Source organism: Leeuwenhoekiella blandensis MED217 (assembly GCF_000152985.1).
Taxonomy (GTDB): domain Bacteria; phylum Bacteroidota; class Bacteroidia; order Flavobacteriales; family Flavobacteriaceae; genus Leeuwenhoekiella; species Leeuwenhoekiella blandensis.
The window spans coordinates 3,549,344-3,569,231 of record NZ_CH672395.1 but is presented as its reverse complement, the minus strand read 5'-3'; the positions used below and the strand labels follow the sequence as shown (position 1 = coordinate 3,569,231).

21 protein-coding genes and 2 pseudogenes are annotated in these 19,888 nt (G+C 35.7%); 20 read left to right on the top strand and 3 right to left on the bottom strand.

The genetic code is table 11. From position 1 onward, the window contains the following. The first annotated feature begins 15 nt into the window (after positions 1-15). The 12 genes and pseudogenes from MED217_RS15335 to MED217_RS15280 all read left to right on the top strand — a co-directional run bounded on the left by MED217_RS15335 (position 16) and on the right by MED217_RS15280 (position 10,097). Positions 16-1,220 (top strand): IS3-like element ISLbl1 family transposase gene (locus tag MED217_RS15335; RefSeq protein WP_154648898.1). Its coding sequence is split into 2 segments (ribosomal slippage): positions 16-295 and positions 295-1,220, totalling 1,206 coding nucleotides; the frame shifts between segments, so codons are not numbered across the junction. A gap of 24 nt (positions 1,221-1,244) precedes the next feature. Next, the gene (locus tag MED217_RS18645) at positions 1,245-2,426 is read left to right on the top strand and encodes a WYL domain-containing protein (protein ID WP_316907008.1); all 1,182 of its coding nucleotides are present in this window, start codon (positions 1,245-1,247) and stop codon (positions 2,424-2,426) included. Between the two features lie 153 nt (positions 2,427-2,579). Beyond that, positions 2,580-3,134: a hypothetical protein gene (locus MED217_RS15325; protein WP_009781458.1), complete on the top strand. Its 555-nt coding sequence runs from the start codon at positions 2,580-2,582 to the stop codon at positions 3,132-3,134. Positions 3,135-3,248: 114 nt separating this feature from the next. Then, positions 3,249-3,704: pseudogene (locus MED217_RS15320) on the top strand (transposase); the annotation flags it as partial. Positions 3,705-3,925: 221 nt separating this feature from the next. Next, on the top strand, positions 3,926-4,918 hold the full coding sequence (locus MED217_RS15315; RefSeq protein WP_009781456.1) for an IS110 family RNA-guided transposase: 993 nt from the start codon (positions 3,926-3,928) through the stop codon (positions 4,916-4,918). Between the two features lie 32 nt (positions 4,919-4,950). Beyond that, positions 4,951-6,042, top strand: a pseudogene (locus MED217_RS15310) (transposase); the annotation flags it as partial. 45 nt (positions 6,043-6,087) lie between these two features. Beyond that, on the top strand, positions 6,088-6,840 hold the full coding sequence (locus tag MED217_RS15305; RefSeq protein ID WP_009781454.1) for a hypothetical protein: 753 nt from the start codon (positions 6,088-6,090) through the stop codon (positions 6,838-6,840). Between the two features lie 342 nt (positions 6,841-7,182). Continuing rightward, positions 7,183-7,947 (top strand): type I methionyl aminopeptidase, encoded by a 765-nt coding sequence (gene map, locus MED217_RS15300; RefSeq protein WP_009781453.1) that lies wholly within the window; start codon positions 7,183-7,185, stop codon positions 7,945-7,947. Positions 7,948-8,027: 80 nt separating this feature from the next. Continuing rightward, positions 8,028-8,480, top strand: a complete 453-nt coding sequence (locus MED217_RS15295; RefSeq protein ID WP_040532946.1) for a hypothetical protein — start codon at positions 8,028-8,030, stop codon at positions 8,478-8,480. A gap of 132 nt (positions 8,481-8,612) precedes the next feature. After that, on the top strand, positions 8,613-9,191 hold the full coding sequence (locus MED217_RS15290; protein WP_009781451.1) for a hypothetical protein: 579 nt from the start codon (positions 8,613-8,615) through the stop codon (positions 9,189-9,191). Positions 9,192-9,556: 365 nt separating this feature from the next. Continuing rightward, on the top strand, positions 9,557-9,805 hold the full coding sequence (locus MED217_RS15285; protein WP_009781450.1) for a type II toxin-antitoxin system ParD family antitoxin: 249 nt from the start codon (positions 9,557-9,559) through the stop codon (positions 9,803-9,805). Further along, complete coding sequence (locus MED217_RS15280; protein WP_009781449.1) at positions 9,798-10,097, top strand: type II toxin-antitoxin system RelE/ParE family toxin; 300 nt, start codon at positions 9,798-9,800, stop codon at positions 10,095-10,097. Before MED217_RS15285 ends, MED217_RS15280 begins: the two co-directional genes overlap by 8 nt. A 297-nt stretch (positions 10,098-10,394) precedes the next feature. On the opposite strand, the gene MED217_RS15270 is transcribed toward MED217_RS15280, so the two are convergent. Together MED217_RS15270 and MED217_RS15265 are read right to left on the bottom strand one after the other, a co-directional pair. Beyond that, on the bottom strand, positions 10,395-10,862 hold the full coding sequence (locus MED217_RS15270) for an RES family NAD+ phosphorylase (RefSeq protein WP_009781448.1): 468 nt from the start codon (positions 10,860-10,862) through the stop codon (positions 10,395-10,397). Further along, complete coding sequence (locus MED217_RS15265; protein WP_009781447.1) at positions 10,862-11,365, bottom strand: antitoxin Xre/MbcA/ParS toxin-binding domain-containing protein; 504 nt, start codon at positions 11,363-11,365, stop codon at positions 10,862-10,864. The genes MED217_RS15270 and MED217_RS15265 overlap by 1 nt, the downstream gene beginning before the upstream one ends. Before the next feature lie 286 nt (positions 11,366-11,651). On the opposite strand from MED217_RS15265, the gene MED217_RS15260 reads away from it, so the two are divergent. From MED217_RS15260 to MED217_RS15225, 8 genes are all read left to right on the top strand, one after another. After that, positions 11,652-11,993 carry a DUF3024 domain-containing protein gene (locus MED217_RS15260; RefSeq protein ID WP_009781446.1) on the top strand — a complete coding sequence of 114 codons (342 nt, stop codon included), beginning with the start codon at positions 11,652-11,654 and terminating at the stop codon, positions 11,991-11,993. Beyond that, positions 11,986-12,426 (top strand): UPF0158 family protein, encoded by a 441-nt coding sequence (locus MED217_RS15255; protein WP_009781445.1) that lies wholly within the window; start codon positions 11,986-11,988, stop codon positions 12,424-12,426. The genes MED217_RS15260 and MED217_RS15255 overlap by 8 nt, the downstream gene beginning before the upstream one ends. 574 nt (positions 12,427-13,000) lie before the next feature. Further along, entirely contained in the window at positions 13,001-13,591 is a 591-nt protein-coding gene (locus tag MED217_RS15250) for a Crp/Fnr family transcriptional regulator (protein ID WP_009781444.1), read from the top strand. Positions 13,592-13,664: 73 nt separating this feature from the next. Then, positions 13,665-14,957: a M20 metallopeptidase family protein gene (locus tag MED217_RS15245; protein WP_009781443.1), complete on the top strand. Its 1,293-nt coding sequence runs from the start codon at positions 13,665-13,667 to the stop codon at positions 14,955-14,957. A gap of 26 nt (positions 14,958-14,983) precedes the next feature. Then, the gene (locus MED217_RS15240) at positions 14,984-15,964 is read left to right on the top strand and encodes an outer membrane protein assembly factor BamD (protein WP_009781442.1); all 981 of its coding nucleotides are present in this window, start codon (positions 14,984-14,986) and stop codon (positions 15,962-15,964) included. 7 nt (positions 15,965-15,971) lie between these two features. Continuing rightward, entirely contained in the window at positions 15,972-16,466 is a 495-nt protein-coding gene (locus tag MED217_RS15235) for a hypothetical protein (protein ID WP_009781441.1), read from the top strand. 135 nt (positions 16,467-16,601) lie between these two features. After that, positions 16,602-17,114 carry a HigA family addiction module antitoxin gene (locus MED217_RS15230; RefSeq protein WP_009781440.1) on the top strand — a complete coding sequence of 171 codons (513 nt, stop codon included), beginning with the start codon at positions 16,602-16,604 and terminating at the stop codon, positions 17,112-17,114. A gap of 723 nt (positions 17,115-17,837) precedes the next feature. Beyond that, on the top strand, positions 17,838-18,947 hold the full coding sequence (locus MED217_RS15225; RefSeq protein ID WP_009781439.1) for an aldo/keto reductase: 1,110 nt from the start codon (positions 17,838-17,840) through the stop codon (positions 18,945-18,947). Positions 18,948-19,011: 64 nt separating this feature from the next. Here the strand turns inward: MED217_RS15225 and MED217_RS15220 are convergent, their stop codons facing one another. Further along, positions 19,012-19,851, bottom strand: a complete 840-nt coding sequence (locus tag MED217_RS15220) for a M57 family metalloprotease (RefSeq protein ID WP_009781438.1) — start codon at positions 19,849-19,851, stop codon at positions 19,012-19,014. Positions 19,852-19,888: the final 37 nt, after the last annotated feature.

The window sequence follows — 19,888 nt, the reverse complement described above, 5'->3', positions numbered from 1 at the left end:
GTTGAATGAATATTATTGCAAGTTGTTAACTTAGCAATCATGAGACGTAAAGCCAAACATTACACTTTAGAGTTTAAGCAAAAAGCAGTAGAATTAAGTTACGCCAAAGGCAGTGTAGCACAGGTTTGTGAGGACCTGGATATCTTACCTGCTGTTCTTTACCGGTGGCGTAAAGAGCAAAAGAATTATGGTAAAAATAGTTTTCCCGGCCGTGGTAACCCTAAAATGACCGATCAACAAAAAGAGATAGCCCGTTTAAAGAAACAGCTCAAAGAAGCCGAATTAGAACGTGATATCTTAAAAAAGGCGATTGGCATCTTCTCCGCGAGCGACAAGAAAAATACAGGTTCATAAAACAGCATCGTATGAAATTTCCTGTTGAGAAGATGTGCACTATGTTAGCCGTGAGTAAAAGCGGTTATTACCACTGGTTGAAATCTGGTCCTAGCACCCTTTGGAAAGAAAATCAGAAGCTCTCTTCATTAATCAAAGATATATTTGAAGATAGTCACCAAAGCTATGGAGCTCCTAGAATAAAGGCTGAATTGAAAGCTTTGGGCTTTAAGGTATCAAAGCCTCGGGTAGCCCGTATAATGAAGGCAAACTATTTATACGCTAAGAGGAAGCGTAAGTTTAAAGCCACCACCGATAGTAACCATAAATATCCCATAGCACCAAACTTGTTGAACCAATGCTTTAATGTAGCCAGGGCTAATCAAGTATGGGTAAGCGATATTACCTATGTTCAGACCAATCAGGGTTGGAGTTACCTAACAGTGATCATTGATCTATTCAATAGAAAAGTTATAGGATGGGCTTTAAGTGATACCCTAAATACTGAGGATACTGTTATAAAAGCTTGGCAGATGGCTATTAAAAATACCACACTAACACAACCTTTGATATTCCATTCAGACCAAGGTATCCAATATGCCAGCCAAAGATTTACTAATCTACTTAAAAGCTATAATGACCTGGTAAAACAATCGATGAGTAGAAAAGGTAATTGCTGGGACAATGCCGTAGCTGAATCCTTTTTTAAATCTCTGAAAGTAGAATGGGTATATTGGCATAAATACAAGCTTAAATCACAGGCAGAGTTATCTATCTTTCAGTGGATAGAAACCTGGTACAATACCAGAAGAAGACATTCCTACTTAGGAAACAGAACTATTAAAGAATTTGAAATAGATATGTATAATCAAAAACTAGCAGCATAGTCACTCAACTTAAAGTCCAGTTTTTTGTTGCAAGTCCACCTTGTAGTGTCAAACAATGGTAAGATGATTGCTATTGAATGTGATGGCGACCCATTTCATTCGCTTCCAGAAGATGTTGCCTATGATGTTGAACGACAAGAATTTTTAGAGCGTGTAGGTTGGAAAGTTTATAGAATTTTATATTCTGCATACAAAAGAAATCCAAGTTCAGAAATTGAAAAAATGGTCAATTTTATAGAAAAATATACCAAAAAAGATAAAGTAATACCAATTGCCAAAGTTTTTAATGAAACTCCTAGAGAGGAAATTCAAAAAAAAACAACTTCATATACACATAAGTCTTTCATTGACAAATTGCAAGATGATTTAGAACAACAAGATGAAGAAATGGTATTAGAATCCATAGAAGAAGTTGAAACTTTTGAAGAAGATAAAATATTGAGATATTTTAATTTAAACTCTGTTGGCACATATACTTTGGAAACACATAAAAGCAATACTTCAATATACTCTTTACCACTATACGAAAGGGATAAAAATGGTTATTTACTTCTAGGTTATACAAATGGAAATTTAAATAAGGTTTCAATATCAAATTTACTTACAAAAAAAATTAATAAGCAGTATCAAAATGGTTTTAATATTCAAGCATCTTTAACTTTTCTTAAAATTGCTAAAAAAGATGATATAGTTGGGCTACATTTTGAAGAAGGAGGTATTAAAAAATTCAAAGCACATTTAATTGAAAATGTAACATCTCATAAATATTTATTTGCACAAGGAAATAAAGTAATTTATAAAGATTATACAAATTTGAAATATGAACTATTCCCAATTGAACAACTTGACAAAATAAAAAGACTTGTTTACCACAGTTTTACAGCAACAGGGAAAGCTCTAAATAACTCAAATTATGAAAATGAGTGGAAAACAATAATACCCAAAAAAAATTTAGAACTACCTTTTAATAATCGGCAAATCAAATCATTAATACAAAAAGCCATTGTAGAAAAAAAGAAAGTAAAAGTTTTGTACAAAAATAAAGAAGGACAAGAAAGTGAGCGGATTTTAAGTAATCTAAACATTATAACCAAAAATGGATATTCTGGATATGATTTTGAAGTATTAAAAGCAGATTGCAGTTTAAGAGGTACTGAAAGGCACTTTAAAATTGACCGAATACGAGAAATTGAATTACTAGACTGAATAAAGCCAGCAGGTAACAACGTATATAAAAAATAGCGGTTTAATCGCTTAATCGAAAGAAAATGAATAAATTAAAGGTCAGTTATAATCCGAAAAGTTAGTGAGTAAAATCCACTACTTTTCATATACAAGACCGTTGGCAACAAGCTGAAAATGATAAACTCAGGAAAATATAAAGATTATTATTGGATTGAAATCGTATCTGAAAAGTACGATATGAATTCATTGATTTCGGAATTTCCTGAATTTATTATCAATAAATACCTTTCAATAATTTCATTCGACAGCGACTCTTTTCTACCGACCGAATCTGAATTTAAAAGAGGTTGGATTTATGAAAACGAAATTGCATATTTTGATGAAGTGACAGAATTTGAATTAACTCAAAAATCATTGTTTGATATCTATGACCAATGGCTAATTTTTGAGAAAAAACAAAGATTTAAAACAATGGAAATTTTTGTCAATTATGGTGGATTTTCAACTGACTTAAATGAATCTCGAAATCAATTGGAATTGGCGGACACAAAGCGTTTTTGGAGTCAAATTGAGGAAATAAAGCCTCAAAAATTTATTCTGAATGGAGATAAACTGATTTTTGGAACAACTAAACAAACTGAATTTGAAAAAGTAAAAGCCAGTTGCCAACAATGTATAACCGCAATTACGGCGGATTCGACTACGTCCGAATCCACTCGGAATTGCTAACGCCAGTGCTAAACCGAAAATTAACGCATATTAAACCCGTAACTGACGGTTATACGAGACCGTCAGACTGTCTCAAAACCTAGGATGTTTCATTTAAAAAGATTAATTTCATGAATGGAATATCAACAAGGACAACCCCGCGAGCAACTTACCCTGTACACTACCTGTTTAGACGATATGATCCCTCAAGATAATAGTGTTCGTCTGATCGATCAATTTGTAAACCTGTTAGATCTGCAAGTGCTGGGCTTTCAATCTAAATCCACACAAGGCAGGCCTCCTTATGATCCTGCAGATTTATTGAAGCTTTACATTTATGGGTATATGAACCGGATGCGTTCTTCTCGCATATTAGAAAAAGAATGCCTGCGCAATATCGAGGTCATTTGGCTGATCAAAAACCTACAGCCTGATCACAACACCATTGCCCGCTTTAGAAAAGATAACCCAAAGGCTATTAAGCGCGTGTTCCGCCAGAGCGTGCAACTCGCGCGTAACTTCAACCTGATCGGGGCTACACTCATCGCTGGTGACTCTACTAAGCTCAGAGCCCAAAACAGCAAGAAGAACCTGCCTGGCCGGCTCTTAGGTTTGTAAAATGATTTTGAATTAATTTTCCAAAAGAAAAGGATGGGTGAACTTTCCTGCCGGCTAGAATTTGAGTTCTATTGCCTGTATTAGTCCCATCCTCAACTTTTGGCACGTCTCAGACCATTTAGAATTTTAGATATTCAGATCTATTAAGAGTCTTAGTCCTAGACGTTTTTTATGAATGTTCAAACAAATTTACAATGAAAAATGAATTTATCGGTATTGATGTATCAAAAGGCACTTTGGATGTGCATTTGTATTGTGGGAATAGACATCAGTCATTCAAGAATAACGTTGATGGAAGACAATCATTGATCGATTGGGTCATCGAGAAGACAAATCTCAAACTAGTTGAGCTTCGGTTTTGCCTAGAGCACACAGGGATTTACTCACAACCCTTATGCGAACTTCTCGAACAAATGGATCTGACTTACTATCTTATTTCAGGACTTGAGCTTAAACGTTCAATGGGTATTAAAAGAGGTAAAAATGACAAGGTAGATGCTAAGAGAATTGCTCAATATGCATTTTTGAGAAGAGACGATTTGATTGCTTATAAAATGCCAGGGCAAACGGTTATTACGCTCAAAAAGCTACTCGGGCAACGCTCAAAGCTAGTCCGTCAAAGAGCTGGTCATAAAGTCTCAATTAAAGAAGAGAAACAAATGTACCCGTCAACTCAAAAGTCGTTCGTGATTGAGTCTTCTGGAGCAATAATAGGTTTTTTGACCCTACAGATTAAATTGATAGAAAAAGAAATCGTCTCCCTGATCAAATCAGACCAAGAGATTTTGAAGACCTATGAAAATATACAAACCATTAAAGGTGTCGGTCCAATATTGGCTGCAACCATGATAGCGCATACCAATAATTTTAAGTCATTCCAGAACTGGCGGAAATTTGCATGTTATGCTGGTATTGCACCGTTTGAGCATAGTTCTGGAACGAGTTACAGGGGCAGGACAAGAATAAGTGTTTTAGGTAATAGAGACTTAAAAACTATTCTGTCATCAGCTGCCGCAACAGCTATTTTACATGACTCTCAATTAAAAATTTATTACAATAAACGATTAAAAGAAGGAAAGAACAAAATGGCAACACTCAACATCATTAGAAACAAAATTGTTAGCAGAATTTTTGCTGTGACCAAAAGGCAAACACCATATGTGGAAACCTTTAAATTTGCAGCATAAAAATTTGGATAAACCTTAGAATACAGGCAGGTAACTACAACAAAAAGAAGATACAGCGCCATCTGGATTACATTGATAAAAAACTCGAAGAACATAACCGGGAACTGGCTAATGCTGATGGAGATCACAAAGAAGAAGTACAACAGCAAATACACACCCGTAAAGCTCAACGTGTAAAATACCAGCAGATACAAAACCAACTGGAGCAGGATACCTCTTCTCCCAATCCGCAACTATCAACCTCTGACCCTGACAGCAGGCATCAAATTGTACGCGGGACCGTTACCGAAGTATGCTACACTGCACAAACCACCGTAGATGCTCAAAATAAAATCCTGATCGATTATAAACTTACCAACGCCAATGATAAAAAAGCAATGGGCGGTATGCTCGCCAGAGCTAAAACCATCTTACGCACAACCCACTTCACCGCCCTTTATGACAAAGGGTATCACACCGGAAGTGAGTTTCATACAGCAGATCATTTAGGCATTGCTACCTTGGTTGCCATACCTGCTATTGGAAGAAAAAGTCAGGCACCAAACCCCAGATACAACGCAGAGTATTTTAACTATAACTCAGATCAAGACACTTATACCTGTCCGCAGGGACATACACTAACCTCTAACGGGACCCAGTACAAAGCACGTAATTATACTTTTAAGCAATACAAAACCAAAGCCTGCAAGACCTGTGCGGTGCGGGAGAACTGTACCACTTCAAAAATCAATGGAAAGGTAATACAGCGCAGTCAGTACACGCAGAACATTCAGGATAATGCCAAACGTATTGCTCAAAGCGGTGACCTGTATAAAAAGCGACAAGCCTTAGTTGAGCATCCCTACGGCACGATTAAAAGGCAGTGGGGCTTTGATCATATCCTTACCAAAAGAGGGCTACAAGCCGCTTCTGCAGATTTAGGTCTTATGCTGCTGGCTTACAATCTTAGAAGGCTAATCAATCTTGGCATCCCCTTCAAGACAGTAATAAAACGAAGTCTCTTACGTATTTTAAAGCTCCTAAAGGGCTTAAAAAGCTCTAAACTTGAATTAGTTCAACTAAAAACTCAAAACACCTCATATGCAGTTTTTGTTGGATATCGCATACACTTCAACTACTTTTAAAATATAAACAGGTAGTTTTGAGACAGACTGCCGTTGCCACCAATTATGAAAAAAATCCTGCAAATAACAATCTTTCTATTTTCAATTGGAGTTTTTGCTTGCGATTGCGATCCGCCGAAAATAACTGAAAAATATACTCAATCTGATTTTGTTGCTAATGTGACAATAATTAAAATCTATCCAAATCAAAAGAATGAACACGGATATAGAGCAGATATTAAAATTAATGAGCTGTATAAAGGCGACCGATTAAAATCAATTTATGTATATGGGAGAAGTGACAATGGAATTGGAACTTCTTGTGATATTTACATTCCAGAAAACACAAATTTAATTGCCTATGCAAGTAAAAACAAAGATGGAAATTACGGAATTGGAATGTGTTCTGGTTTACTTTATTTGAACAAAACAAATCAGAAACGACAGAAAAGAGAATTAGACATTCTAAAAACTTTCAAGTCAAAAAACATAAATTTTACGGACAAAATAAGTTATCGAGAAAAAGCGAAACTTCATAAAGAATTACAGCAGTTCAAAGGAATTGAACTTGAGAAAAAATATGGGATTTATGAAATAACTTTTGCAACTGACTTGAGTATTAAAAACGTGATTGAAATAAGTGGATTTCAAAACCCAATCGACAAAAAATTAATTGAGATAATTAAAAAAACAGAATGGACAAGTTTTGACAAAGGAGTAAATGACAAAGTTCCTGATGACAGTAAATTATTAATAGGAATTTATTTTTACCCAAAAGAAAAAGAAAATCCGAGTTTTTTAAGTCAATACTATCTTTGAAAATAACTGGTGGCAATAACTAGAATAACTAGCGTTCGTGCGGTCAGTAAAGCCCGTCCCGTTGGAGAACGAGAACCTAGCATGAACGCCGTGTTCACTGAACCGGTTGATTGATGGTCAGCCTACTATGGGGATTAGTTTGTTTTTGGGTGAACTTAAGATGTTCCTGCCTTCGGCAGGCAGGTTTTGAGGTTGTAGACCTTTCATTTCATTTAAATCAGCGAAAAACACACAGAAGCTTATATGTTACTTTTGGATATCGCATACACTTCAATTACTTTTAAAAACATAAACAGGTGGTTTTGTAGAACCACTGCCGTTGTAGCCAATTAAAACAAAAAAATGTCGATAACAAAAGAATCAGAATTAATAGGAATGAAAAAAATTAGTGAAGTTGTTGGTACTACACTAAAATTGATGAGAGAATATGCTAAAGTTGGAATGACAACTAAAGAATTAGACCTTTATGGAGGTGAAATTTTAAAAAGTTATGGAGCTAAATCAGCACCTTTTGAAACTTATGGTTTTCCTGGATTCACTTGTATAAGTGTAAATAAAGAAGCTGCTCACGGAATACCATCTGATAAAAAAATATTAAAAGAAGGCGATTTGATTAATATTGATGTATCAGCTGAATTAAATGGATTTTGGTCTGACAACGGAGGTTCTTTTGTTCTAGGAAAAGATATTCATAACCACCAACCTCTTGTAAATGCTTCTAAAGATATTTTACGTAAAGCAATTAAAAATATCAAAGGTGGAGTTAAAATTTCTGAAATCGGATATTTAATAGAAACGGAGGCTAAAAAATCAGGCTTTAAAGTAATAAAAAATTTGGCTGGTCACGGAGTTGGTAGAAGCTTACACGAAGAACCAGAAAACATTTTAAATTATAGAGTTAGAACCAATCGAGAAAGATTTAAAAAAAACACAACTGTTGCAATAGAAACTTTTATTTCAACAAACTCAACAATTGCGGTTGAATTGAATGACGGCTGGACTCTAATAGGAAACAAAGGAGGCTTTGTAACGCAACACGAACAAACAATATTAATTACAGATAAAGATCCAATGATTCTGACTGAATCAAATGGAATATGGAATTAAAAACTGGTTACAATAACACCTACACGCAATGCCCTTCGGGACACTGGGCATAGCCAAACCGTTAGCTGCAAGCTGAAAAAATGAGAAAGTTAATACTGATATTGTTTCTGACCTTAACGAGTTGCTCAATAAAAACGGAATTCTTTATTTACAATGCAAGTGAAGAAATAGTAATTATTGAATACCAATTTATTGAACAAAGTGTATTCGGAGGGTTTGTTTCTAATCCAGAAATGATGGAATCGAATTGGCTGTCAAAACTTAAGGAAATTAAAAGTTCGGGATTGATTATTGATTTGACCAAAAAGCTGGTTTCTTGTAGATTAAAAAAAGGGCAAGCCTTAAAATTAGGATGGATTGGAAACTACAGTCCGCAATCTGAATATAAAAGACAAGAGTTGGCTGAAAACCTAAAAGAATTGCGAATCATTCGCAGTGGAAAAGAAACAAGAATCTTTACGGAAAAAGAAAAAGTTGCTGATTTATTTGAGCGCGTGAATTCAAAGCGATATGAGATAAAATTAAATGAATAAAGCCAGTAGCAAACAAAGAACTGCGTTAAAATCCTCGCGGATTTTCAGTTTAGAATAAACTTACAAAGTTAAGTGCTAAACCTCGCAATTACTCATAACCGTGCGGTTGTGCAACCTTTAATAAAGTTCTGAATGAGAAATTTATTTTACTACTTAATTACGTTTTTACTTCTTCAAGGTTGCGCTTCCTTTGATAAGGATTTAACCAATCCATATCCGCTAAATGAATCAAACTTATCGGAATTAGATGGAGTTTATGATATCAAACAAATTGACTATGATACTGCCTTCAAAAAGTTTGACCGACAAATGTGGACTGGAAATAATTTTCTTCAAGAAATCGACCGAAAACTAATCAAGGACACGTTACATCTTGACAGTCTTAAAAACTACAAATTCGGACTTAAGGTTTTAAATAAAAAAAGGGTTCGAATAAGCTACATTGAAAACGATACTGTTTTTAGAGAAAGAACGCTTAACGCAAAACTTAAAAAAGACGGATTTTTATATTTAAAAAATAAGAATACTGGATTTCTATTAGTTCCCTATATTGCTGGAGCGATTGATATTAAACGAACGAGATTGAGCAAATCTGAAAACGAAAATCTGATTTTGGATTATTCCAATCACAGGTCAGGAGCCTTTTTAATACTAGCATTTTTAGATGGTCGAACTTGGAAAAATCGACTTGAATACAAACGAATAGAATAAAAAGCCGTTTGCTAATAACACTAACCGTTGCACAAAACTGTAAAACATAACATTATAAACTTAAATAAGCCTCCTGAAGCTTCGAGACTAAGCGGTTTTCTTGTTTTAGTTTGTTGATAAAAAGGGTGGTAGTGCGTTAGCATTGATCCATATACTTCTTACACGGTCATTTTTATTGGCGTCGCCAAAGGGTTTAATACTCCGAAGCTTGCCTTGAAATTAAAAATTCGTTTCCAACCCTTGCCTCTTGGGCCTGCCCTGAGGCAGTTTATCCTAAAAATGAAAATAGCGTAAGCAGAAACAAGCTGCAGGTCTACAAGTTTCAGTTTACCAAAAATTGGTATATTTGAATGAATTAAAACGTTATGAAAAACACATCGATATCATTAGGAAATTATTTTGACGAGTTTGTACAAACCCAAGTTTCTGCTGGACGATACAAAAATGTGAGTGAAGTAATACGTGCTGGACTACGCCTATTAGAAAATGAAGAAAGCAAAGCAATTGCGTTACGAAATGCTATTCAAGAAGGGATTGATAGTGGAATTGCTCAAGATTTTGATCCAAAAAAAAATCTTGAGGAATTAAAAGCAAAACGTAGAAATAATGGCTAGCTACGAACTGACCAACAAAGCCGTAGCTGATTTAAATGGAATCTGGGAATATACGTACGAAAATTGGTCGGAGAATCAAGCTGACAGCTATTATGAGATGCTTCTTGATCTTTGTCAGGATATAGCTAATAATCCAGAATTGGGAAAAAACTATGATGGAGTCAAATCTGAGCTTTACGGATTAAAAGCAAATCGACATATCATCTTTTACCGAAAAAGAATTGACCGTCCAATCGAAATTACGAGAATTTTACATGGTCAAATGGATTTGAAAAACAGAATAACGGAATAACGGAATAACGGAATAAAGAAAACTACACAATCTCTACGTTGGTATGGTAGTTTCAGCCTGTGTGCATTTGTATAACAGGAACTCAGAATGAATGCTGTTTTATTGAACCGTCTCGATAATTATCTGGATTCTGTCGGTCTCCGCTCTACGGGTTTTGCTTATTTTGGTGTGAGGGGGGTAGGAAAGTTTTTTACACTGGTGGATATCGAGACCTCTTTAACTACTTTTAAACAAGAAACAGATAGTTTTGTAAATCGACTGACATTGGTAGTAATTATCAACCTTGTGAATATAGTATTAATGTTTGTCTTTTTTTAACCTGTCATTAATTGGCAATTCGATGAACTCTACTATTTGAACTTTTCCAAATTCTTTAAATAAAGGATTTAAAATGATATTTGATTCAAGACTAACAATTGTAGATGGTACCTTTAAAGCAAATCTATTTATGTCTTTTGCTACTTCTGTAAAAACCTTTGTTGTTTTCGAAGAATATGGATATTGACTCCATCTTTCAGGTAACTCATCTAGTTCTTCTATCACAAACTCATCTGGAAACTTAATTTTTGCAATCAATATTTTTTTAGGTAGGTATGCAATGTTTTCAGAATGAACATAATACTCTAATAAAGCTAATGAAATATTTTCTGAACAATAAACTGCTCTAGTACCAACTGAATTCCATCTTCCACCAACTTTTTCAGCACCAATTCCTGATAATGTTGAGTCTTTATATTTTACATTAGCTACTCTGTAAACAATCATTAGCTATAAACATTATATTGAATCCTAACAATTTCATTTTCTACCATTTCAAAGCCAAAACTACTATCAAGTAGCTCAAATGGAATTTTACCTCCAAGAGTCCTTGATGGAGTAATCAACCATTTTTTAAAGTCTTTTTTGGAATCAAAAACCTCATAACCTAACCCAAATAATCGAGCTAATTCATAAATACGTTCTGATATCTCTTTTCCATAAACAGTTTTCTTTTGCATACTACTTATAGATGCAGGAAGAATATTTTCAAACTCTTTTTCTGTAGAATCTGTGTATTGAATCAATTGTTTCCAATCTGATTTTTTAACACCTTCTCTAATACGGCCTATTAGTTCCATTTTATATCCAGGAGCGTCTTTGGAATGCACAACAACCCAAGATGGGGAGAATTTACTGAACTTAACCGATTCTACAGCCTTTCTAGCATCTTTGACTTTTACTGAACCTTGTTTTTTATTTGAACCTGCTGTTTTTGCTTTAGTTTCCATTATTGGATATTTACGTGTTGTCTATTGTAAATATACAATAACATTTAATATTTATAAAACTTATAACTGGCGTTCATGTGATCGACACGCCTGTGTCCGTTTGTAGAACCAGAGTCCAGAATGAACGCTTGTTTTGGCTGAAACGTCCCAATAATCATCAAGGTTTTGTCTGTGAGCCTTATGTGTTGTTTTTGTTGGATATCACCGCGACTTCAATTACTTTTAAGCTGTTAATAGGTGGTTTTATAGACCCCTTGGCATAGTGGGCAAGGTAAAAATAGAATGGATGGGTATAGCAATCGATATCAATGAATCTACAATAAAAAAATATGTGGAGTCATTGCGACCCGAAGATAAAAAAACACGTGAGCAATTGGATTTTGGATATTCTTACGATGGCAAAGTTGCAATTCTTTATGAAGTCAGACCTTTTTGGAACAATCCAGAAGAGCTACAAACTATTGAATTTGCTAAAATCAGATTTTATAAGTCCAGAAAAGAATGGAATTTATATTGGATGCGGGCAAGTGGCAAATGGGAACTTTATGAACCTTTCCCCAAATCAACACACTTGGACCAAATGATTAATGTAATTAAAGAAGATAAATACGGTTGCTTTTTTGGATAATCTTAACCAACATATCATCAAGAATATTGCGCAGGAATTGGATTGCGGATTTGATTGCTATTTGAATTTGAAAACAAATGAAGTTATTGCAATCCCAGGAAATATTTATATATCAGACCAAGAGGACTTTAAAGAGGCTTTTGCAGAGGATTTTGCAAGGATAGAGAATAACAAAACAGATTTTATAAAATTTGATGTTCTCGAAAGCTTTGAGTCCTTTAAAATTATGGAATCGTTTGTACACCAATTAACTGATCAGCATCTTAAGGCAGTATTGGGAAACGTATTAGAAAACAAAAAGCCATTTCAGAATTTTAAAAATATAATAGATCAATCACATTTTAGACAAGATTGGTTTGATTTTAAGCAAAGGGAAATTGAAAAAAAAGTAGCAACCGAATTGAAAATAAGTAAAGCCAGAGCACAAAAATAATTACCATAGGCAGGTCCATTGGATTAAATGTGTTGTGCATATCACTTCGTTTAAACTATAGGATAGTATTTACTTGATCTTTAAAATGGCACAAACAAACAGAAACAACTGGTGCAAATCGAACCGATACTGTAAACTTCCTTTTGAACCCGAACCCTTTAATATAGTAGGCCACAAGTAAGGATAACACTATATGCTCCTTCATTATTTCTATGATATACCTACACTCACCTACAAAAAGTGTGGTAAACTGTGGTTGCAGTGTGGACTCACTGTGGATTCAGTGTGGTTTCATCGTGCTTCATTCTTCTCGATAAAAGGGTTTCATTCCCCTAGTCTTGCCCTGAGGTGATTTACGGGGAGCTTTAGGTCTCTTAACCTGTTCTAGAATAGCTACACCGTTTGGTTTCTTAGAGTCTGAAAGGCTATGTTAATCTATGAGATGAGGGATATAGTACATTACCTCAACGCCGGTTTTCTCGTTTGCAATGATCCTATAAACAATTGGTAATCTGTCAATTTTGGAGATATGCATATCTTTAGTGTCAATGTATATGTTTGCAATACACTCAAAATGACAGAAACCCATAAGCAATACTTCGATTTATATTTAAACCAATTAACCTATGCTACAAAAAAGGAAAAGGAATTCTTTAAAATGCATTTGTCTGTGGCATCTTTTGAGAAAGGGGATTACTTTTTAAAAGCCGGGGAAGTTCAGTCGCATATGTGTTTTATTTGTGAAGGCCTTATTCGAAGGTATTATATAAATGAAAAAGGCAACGCTATAACTACAGGATTCACCAAGGAGTGCGCTTATGTTACCGATTATCCTGCTTATTTAAGACAAATACCTACCAAGTATTACTTTAAATGCTTAGAGCCAACTACAGTTGTGCGCCTGCCGTATTCATCGATAATGGAAAGCTATAAACGATTCAAGAATAGTGAAATGCAAGGCAGGCTTATTGCAGAGATGGTTTTGACTATTTTGAATGATAGAGTTGAGAGTTTTTTGTTTAATACTGCAGAAGAAAGGTACTTGAAATTCATTAATGAAAATCCAGATCTGATCCAGCGCATCAGTTTAACGGATCTATCTTCTTTTCTGGGTGTAGAAAGACAATCCCTGAGTAGAATACGAAGAAAACTTGCCAAGAACTGATTTTGTCACATATGTGACAGGTAGGGATCACTGTTCGATTGCATCTTTGTTACATCAATCAAAACATAACAAAATGAAGTCTAAAATGTTACGTGATATATTAAGCCTATTCTTTTTTGTGCTAGTGGCTATTTCCGCCTTCGGTCAAAATACACCAGAACGCATTCATCAGGATATTAAAAAGCAAACAGCGCAAATTTTTGACAGTCTGATCAACATTCGTAGGGATTTGCATAGGTATCCGGAAATCAGTGGGGAGGAGAAAAGAACATCTGAGAAAATCGCTGAGTATTTGATTGGTCTTGGACTTGAGGTAAAAACTAATATTGGTGGGTATGGTGTAGTGGGAATTTTGAAAGGAGCAAAACCGGGCAAAAAAATAGCCTGGCGTGCAGATATTGATGCCATGCCCTCAACTGCTCCCGATGTCGTCGATTTTGAATCCAGAAACGAAGGAGTTCGTCATATTTGCGGACATGATGTGCATACTGCAGTTGCTTTGGGTATCGCCAATGTCTTGTCCAGCCAAAAAGAACAGTTGGAAGGTACCGTATACTTTGTTTTTCAACCTTCAGAAGAAAATATAAAAGGGGCGTTGGCTATGATAGATGATGGGTTGTTTGATATTATCCACCCGGAAGAGATGTATGCGATGCATGTTACTCCTTTTCCCACCGGAACCATTGCTACAAAATCCGAGGAAATGTTTTCTGATTATAAGCAGATTCATCTTAGTTTCCAAAACGTAACAGATAATAAAGCATTGATCGCTTTTGCAAAACGTCAGATAAGGGGGCTTGAGAATGTTGCTCCTGAAAGTAAATTTTGGAACATGCAAAACATGGGCGATCCGGAACTAGGGATTGCTGCACCAAATTCAATCTACACAAATTTTACCACGGTCGAGAAGAACAACTTCAGCATAACGGAAACAGAAAATAAGCTGGAAATACGAGCTTTTTTAAGTTTTAGTGATAAAAAGCAGCGGGATTCCGCAATTTCGAACCTTAAAAACCAAATACTTGCCTCTCCATATGCAGATAAACTAATAAAAGCAGCATTGGTTGATGTATTTCCAACTTTAGATAATAATGAAAAATTGGTTAATGCCTGTTTAGCTCAGTTATCGACAATTTATGGAAAGGATAAAGTGCTTCGCATGTATGGTGTTGTTGCCGATGGTAGAAGCGATGATTTTGCATTTTTTCAGCCTAAAGTGCCCAGTGTATATTTTTTTATGGGAGGTTCTAATTACGAAAAAGGCATTATTGCGCAAACCCATTCACCCAATTTTACAGTGGATGAAAGCTGTATAAAAACAGGTGTGAATCTGTTTTCGTCTCTTATCGTAGAGCGCTTAAAATAAAAAGAATATTTGGCGATAATTTAATTATGAAAATTAAATACTTGATTATTCTCTTTGGCCTTTTATGTATTTTGAATGCTTGTGATAAGGTTGAAAATAAGACTAATGATTACACGCAATATCATTCAGAAATTATAGCAGCAGAAACATTAATTAGTCTAGAAAAATATGAGAAAGCATTGATTCGTTATGAAAAGTTATTTAATCAGTATGATTTCATTTTTCTTCGTGACTATAAAGTCGCTGCTCAACTTTCTTTCTTAATTGGAGAAAAGGAGAAAGGATTAATTTACATTAAAAAAGGGATTTCTAATGGCTGGGAGTTGGGTCACCTCAAAGAGCATACATTCCTGGCAAAACACCTACTTGCTTCTGATTGGGAGCTGATAGAAGAACACTATGAACACTTACACGATCAATTCTTAAATAGCATTGATACCACTATTAGAAGTAGCGTTCACGCAATGATCGAAAAGGATCAGAAACTCGCGTATAAAGCCTATGTTATAGAAGATGAGGAAGAACAAGAAAAATTCATTTCAGAAAATTTTCCTGAACATAGTGAAAAACAACTGTCCGATTTAATCGATATCATAGAACGCAAGGGGTATCCTGGGGAGTTTCTCATAGGAAATGATTTCTGGGTTTCAACTATTTTGAGTCACCACAATTCTCAAGGAGTTGCATATGTAAGAGAAGATACCCTATTTGATTTTATAAAGCCAAAATTGATGCAATTCCTAAAAGAAGGCTATATCTCTCCATATGAAATTGCATTGCCCGAAGATTGGAAGAAAGCAGTTACCTCAGAATGGAAGGAGTCCTCCTACGGTTATCTTATACCTCCTAACATATCGAATATCTCGCAAATAAATAAGGCAAGAAGCGCTATTGGACTGCCATCAGTTCAATTAAGAAATAAGTTGATCGCTATTGAAACAAAAACTGGAATGCGCCTTTATTTACCAGACTGGGTGAATGGAACAATAAAAATCGAAGAAAAATAAACACACTATGAAACATTATCGTTTTCTACTGCTTTTCCTAAGCATTTCCATTAATGCTTTAGCTCAGGAGCAATCAGATAGTTCTGTTACATCTATTGATGGAATTATCAATGAGCTCCTTGAGGAAATAAGCATAGAAAAAGGGGAGAAAATGGATACTGCAGCAGTTCGGAATTTATTCCATCCAGCAGCCCAATTTACAGTTGCAGATTCTATAAAAGCTGAATCTGTTTCACTAGACGATTTTCTGACGCTTTTAAAAGATCCTTACTATGAAGAAGGATATCTTGAAAAAGAAATCCATAAAGTTGTAGATGAATATAATGGTATAGCTCAGGTGTTTCAGACATTTTATGGAAAGGACTCTGAGGGAGTTGATGATAAAGGAGTGAATAGTTATCAATTAACGTATTATAAAGGGCGCTGGTGGATCGTTAGTCTTTTGTGGACTATGGAATCTAAAGGAAAACCAATTCCTGCAAAATATGGTGGAATTAAATAAGTGGCTAATAAAAGCTATTCATTAATAGAATACCCCGTTACATAATTTAACGGATTATTCGAAGAATTGCATATATGGTCTTTTAGTAAACATTTTTGTTTACTTTATTTGCTATCTTTACAGAAAGTTTTTGCCATGCTACCTGATCTGGATAAAATAAAGGGTGTTCATCCCGGAGCTGTTTTAAAACGTGCTTTAAAAAAGCGCGGGACTACCGCAAGTGATTTAGCGCGAACTATTGATGAGCATAAACAAACCATTAGCGCAATTTTAAACGGGCGAAGAGCCATAAATGCAAAACTTTCTATTAAGCTGGGAGATGTTTTTAGCGTACAGCCAGATTACTTTATGCTCCTGCAAGCCAGCTATGATGTGCAGCAACAAATTGCGGCAAACTATAGGAGAATTCCCAACCTCAATCATTTTAGAAAAGCGCTCTTTTGGGATACTCAATTAGAGCAGATAGATTGGGATAAAAACAAGCGTGCTGTAATACAACGCGTACTTGAGCGCGGAAACGGAAAAGAAATACAAGAGCTTCTTGCATTTTACGGGAGACAGACTGTTAAGAAGATTGTTCAATCGATCAAGAAAAGTTATTTACCCTCTTTTGAAGAAAATCTCAAGAATTATAATCTTATAGAGTAGGAGATAACTCGTTGAGTCTTCTAACTTGGTCATCGAGAGTCTATTGATATTGATTTGTTCAGCGATGCCCATATGGTAGTATAGATTTTGAAAAAATTAAGACTATTCTGAGAGATACTTTTCTGGGCTTGGTAAATCTTATTTAATAGGGTGTATCAAGGGTGACTTGGTGAAATTTGGGAACTCATTAAATTGGACTTTGAAGAACTAGTTGAAATATAATTTTAAATGAGCATTTTTGCTGATAGGCTTGTTGTTTTAGATGAAAATACTACCTTTGAATTGAATGTCAGGTAAATAGCATCAAAACGTAAGGTAGCGATCCGACAAGCAAAAATTTTGAAAATCGCTTAGAGACGCTGTTTTCTAGGGTTTTATTAAAAATACTGAATCCCTCCGGGGTCACAAGTTGAAAAGTGGTTAGTTTGAACAAACTAGCCACTTTTTTAATTTCAGGCTGTTTGTGATCCCTTAAAAAGCCATATCAGTGCTCCATTCTGTTAATTTTATGATAGTGTTTTGTGATGGGAAATTACAGGCTCCTCATAGGTTTTTACAGTAGCGATCTCAATTGTCGGTTGTTATTTTGTTTTAGAGCTACAGGCTTAAGATTACGGCTGCTTTAGGAAAAAAACTTATAAAGCGCGGCTCTAATAAACAGGTTGAAAAAGCATTAATGCTTTTTCAGTTTGCGAAAAAACAAAAAATCAAAATATATAAGCTATGACATCACGAAGAAACTTTATTACAAAATCGGCACTTGCTTCGGCAGCTTTGGTTTCGGCACCTTTTAATACGGCACGGTCAGAAACAAAAATTCCTTTTGCTGCACCTCAAGGCTTGGCGCGAACACCAATAGATTTCCCTGCTATACATGGTATAGGTGGAGTTGCTTTTGGAAATGGTTTTCACAAGAACTCTAACGCGGCAACTACGCAAACCCTTCAAGCGGCCTGGGATAACGGCGTACGTTATTTTGATACTTCACCGTGGTATGGTTTGGGGCTTAGCGAACGTAGATTAGGACATTTTTTGTTTGAACAAAAGCGGGAGGATTTTTTAATTTCAACTAAAGTAGGACGTGTTCTGGAACCTAATGCAGGTTTTACACCAAACCCAGATTTATTGTGGGAGGGAAAGCTCAACTTCAAGCATAACTATGATTACACTGCTGAAGGAGTACGTAAATCTGTTGAAGATAGCCTACATCGCTTGGGCTTAGCCTCTTTAGATATTGTTTTTGTTCACGATTTATCCCCAGATAATGGAGACTTAGGCAAAGATTGGGTTAAACATTTTGAGATCGCGCAAAAAGGAGCATTTCCTGAATTGACCAAAATGCGTGAAGAAGGCCTGATCAAAGGCTGGGGAATGGGCGTAAATACTCCACAGCCCATTTTAAAATGCTTGGAAGTGGCAGATCCTGATGTGATGCTTGTTGCGATTCAATATTCTTTAGCAGAACATAAGAATGCGTTGAATGAAGTTTTTCCTGCGATGGAGAAGAAGGATGTGAGCGCTGTAATTGGAGGTCCATTGAACGCCGGATTCTTAGCCAATCGGGATCGCTGGAACTATGGCGGAAAAATGCCTCAAGACATGGTAGAAAAGCGAGAGAAAATGAATGCTATCATCAATAACTATGGCGTAGATTTACGTACGGTAGCATTGCAGTTCTGTGCAGCGCATCCTGTGGTAGGCTCTGTAATTCCCGGTGCGAGTACTGCAGAGCAGTCTGCAGCAAATGCAACTTCTTTTTCAGTAAAAATTCCTGCCGATCTATGGGCTGAATTAAAAGAAGAAAAATTGATTGAAGAAAATGCGCCTGTTTAAAAAAAAAACAGATGTGTATAAAAAAAGGAAACTGCTTATTTGTAGTAAGCAGTTTCCTTTTACCTTAATAAAGATACTCAAGAGCTACAATATCGTATCTCCCAAATTCTCCGGTCTCATCCAGGCCAAAACAAGAGAGCATTACAGAATTAGGATCCAACCTGTACGGAGTTCCCGGAATATGAACAGCCCCTGAAGGATTAGCGAGTTCGCCAAAACTAGGTCGACCACAACTCTGACGTGTAAACCAGTCAGTATGTCTAAGTCCCAAGGTATGACCAATCTCATGCGTCATAACATGGGTGTTAACTTCTAAACTATAATTTTCCATACCAGAATAGATCTGAACATATAGATAAGGATTTCCTGCAGAAGGAAAACCGGCAACACCACCAGCAGCGCCATTTGGATTTTGAAATACAATAATGTCTGCGTTGGTAAGATCATTGGTGAATGTAAGATTGAAACTTAGCCCTAAATTCAGATCATTATAATTTGCTACAGCTTCGGTAAGTGCATCCTGTTGCAGTGCTGTTAAATTTTGATTGAAGCCCAGGCCTGTATAACCAATTACTTCGATAACTCTGGGAGAAGTTACTAAATTATAGGTGCGGTATTGCTTGTTGCTAATATCAACAGGGCGTATGCTTTCTAATTCTGCAGCACTGATAGCGATATCTCCCTCGATCAGCAAGCTGGTTCTCGTGCTTCCGTCAGGGAAAGTTGTTGTAATGGTTTCTACATCCTCGGGATTCAAGCTCAGCGCTTCAATTTGACTTAGGATTTTAGGCGTAATTTCTAGTTCTTGTTCCAGAGTTTCTTTCTGGTCTGCGATAGGTTGTTCATTTTGGCACGAAAAGAGCAAGCTCAGTGCGCCCAACATAACAAGCGATTTGATTTTCATAATTACTTGGTTTTAAAATGGTTAATAAATCAAGGTT